This window comes from Kitasatospora sp. NPDC057512 (genome assembly GCF_042802135.1).
Lineage (GTDB): Bacteria > Actinomycetota > Actinomycetes > Streptomycetales > Streptomycetaceae > Kitasatospora.
The window spans coordinates 1-2,490 of the sequence record NZ_JBHVET010000990.1 but is presented as its reverse complement, the minus strand read 5'-3'; the positions used below and the strand labels follow the sequence as shown (position 1 = coordinate 2,490).

General features: G+C 78.6%; 2 protein-coding genes. Both read left to right on the top strand.

All coding sequences use genetic code 11. The annotated features are described in order from the left end of the window. Positions 1–682, top strand: a 682-nt coding sequence (locus ACFU6K_RS36655; RefSeq protein WP_380670617.1) for an AAA family ATPase, incomplete at its 5' end; no start/stop codon positions are given. Then, a partial coding sequence (locus ACFU6K_RS36650) for an RNA repair domain-containing protein (protein WP_380670615.1) occupies positions 682–2,490 on the top strand: 1,809 nt, incomplete at its 3' end. The genes ACFU6K_RS36655 and ACFU6K_RS36650, both read left to right, overlap by 1 nt.

The following is a 2,490-nucleotide window of genomic DNA, read 5'->3' as shown; positions in this document are numbered from 1 at the left end:
GGCCGGTCTGGACCGCGACGCCGCCGACCGTTGCTGGGCCCAGGCCCGCGAGGCGTACGCCGTCGGCCGGATCGCCACCGCCGAGGAGGCCGTCGCGGCCACCTGGCGCTGGCGCGACGGCCGGTTCCCCCGGCTGATCCACCTGTGCGGCCCCTCCGGCAGCGGCAAGAGCGGCTTCGCCGCCGGGCTCACCGGCGTGACCGCCCGGATCAGCCTGGACGACCTGCGCGCCGCCCGGGGCTCGCGCGCCGACCAGCGCGACAACGCCGAGGTGCTGCGCGAGGGCCTGGCCCGGCTGGACGCCGCCCTGGCCGCCGCCCCGACCCCTGGCCCTGGGGAATCCGCCGGCGCCCCTGGGGAATCCACCGGCGGCCCCGGGGAAACCGCCGGCGCCACCGCCGTCTGGGACGCCACCTCGCTCAACCGCCAGCAGCGCTCCCACGTCCACGCCGTCGCCCAGCGCCACGACGCCCTGGTCACCCAGGTGGTGCTGGTGGTCGGCGAGGAGGAGCTGCTGCGCCGCAACGCCGTCCGGCCGCACCCGGTGCCCGCCCAGGTGCTCACCGCGCAACTGCACCGCTTCGGCCCGCCCTACCCCGGCCAGGCGCACCGCACCTGGTACGTCGGCCCCGGTGGCGCCGTGGAGGACACCGCGGGCACGCTCGACGAGCAGGAGGACTGATGCGCCCCATCGAACAGATCTGCCAGCGCATCCGCTGGGACGCCCGCTTCGACCCGGCCCGGTTCACCCTGGGCGTGCGCCACCGCGACGACCGCACCGAGCGCGTCCCGCTGGAGGCCTTCACCGCCTCCGGCGAGATCCCCTGGCACCGGGTGCACTGGGTCGAGGCGGACGGCGTACGGGTCTGGGACCGCGCCTCGGGCGTGGACCTGCTCGACCGCACCGAGGCCGGGCGCCGCACCGTCCCACCGCTCCTGCCCGCGCCCTTCTTCACCGCGACCACCCCGTACGCCTGGCACCCGGACGGCGGCTGGCGACCCGCCGAGCCCACCGGGACCACGGAAGCCGTCACCACGGCCACCGAGGGCTCCCCCGCGGCCGGCGGCCTGCGCGTGGTCACCTGGAACACCCTGTGGGACCGCTACGACGCCGACCGGATCGCCACCGCCCGGCGCCGCCCGCTGCTGCTCGCCGCACTGGCGGCCGCCGACGCCGACGTCATCGCCCTCCAGGAGGTCGAGCCCGCCCTGATCGCCCTGCTGCTGGCCGCACCCTGGGTCCGCGCCGGGTACACCCTCGGCGCCGACCCGCTCGGGCCGGAGGTCGACGACCACGGCCTGCTGCTGCTCAGCCGGCTGCCGGTGCTGGCGGCCGGGCGGCACGCGCTGGGCCCGCACAAGGCCGTCACCGCCCTCGCGGTACGGGCCTCCGGCGCACCGCTGACCGTCGCCGCCGTCCACCTCAGCAGCGACCACTCACCGGACGGCGCCGACCGCCGCCGGGCCGAACTCGCCCGGCTGGCCGAGGGGTTGGCGGGTGTGGAGGGCGAGCTGCTGCTGCTCGGGGACTTCAACGACGGCCGCTCCGGCCCGGCGGGCCCGGCCGCCGCGCTCGGCCTGCGGGACGCCTGGGCCGAGGTGCACGGGCCGGCCGACGACACCCCCACCTTCGACCCGACGGCCAACCCGCTCGCCGCGGTCTCCTCGCTGACCGGCCGACCGGGCCGCCTGGACCGCGTCCTGCACCGCGCCGACAACACCCGCGCCACCGCGGCCGTCCTGCTCGGCGACCGCCCGGCCGAGGACGGGCTCCTGCCCTCCGACCACTACGGCGTGGCCGTCGACCTCCTCCTCGACACCGGCGACAGCCGCGACGACGACGGGGCCGCCGTCCTCGACGCCGCGCCCACCGCCCGCACCGCCGTCGCCTGGCTGCCGCCCCAGGAGCTCTGGCCGCCGATCCAGCGGCTGCGCGAGGCGTACGACCCGCAGCTGCGCCGCTGGCCCCCGCACGTCAACCTGCTGTTCGGCTTCGTCCCGGAGGCCGAGTTCGACCGCGCCCTGCCGCTGCTGGGCGCGGCCGCCGCCGAGGTGGCGCCGTTCACCGCCCGGCTGGAGGGCGTGCACACCTTCGGGCACCGCGAGGACGCCACCGTCTGGCTGGACCCGGCCGCCGCCTCCGCCGCGCCCTGGTCGGCACTGCGGCACGCGCTGGAACGGCGCTTCCCGCGCTGCCGGGGCCGGGCGGAGGGCTTCACCCCGCACCTGAGCCTCGGGCGCAGCACCGACCCGCAGCGGGTGGCCGCCGACTGCGCGGCCCGGCTGACCGGGGCCTCGGCCCGGGTCGGCGAGCTGGTGGTGCTCTCCCGCCGGGGCGCCGAGCCGATGCGGCCGCGCGCCGTGGTCCCGCTGGGGACCGGCGAGGTACGGCCGGTGCCCGAGCAGCCGCTCGCCTCACCGGCCCCGGAGCCGCCCGAACGCGCCGCAGCCGCAACGGAGTTGGCCCGCCGCATCGCGGCGGCCATGCCC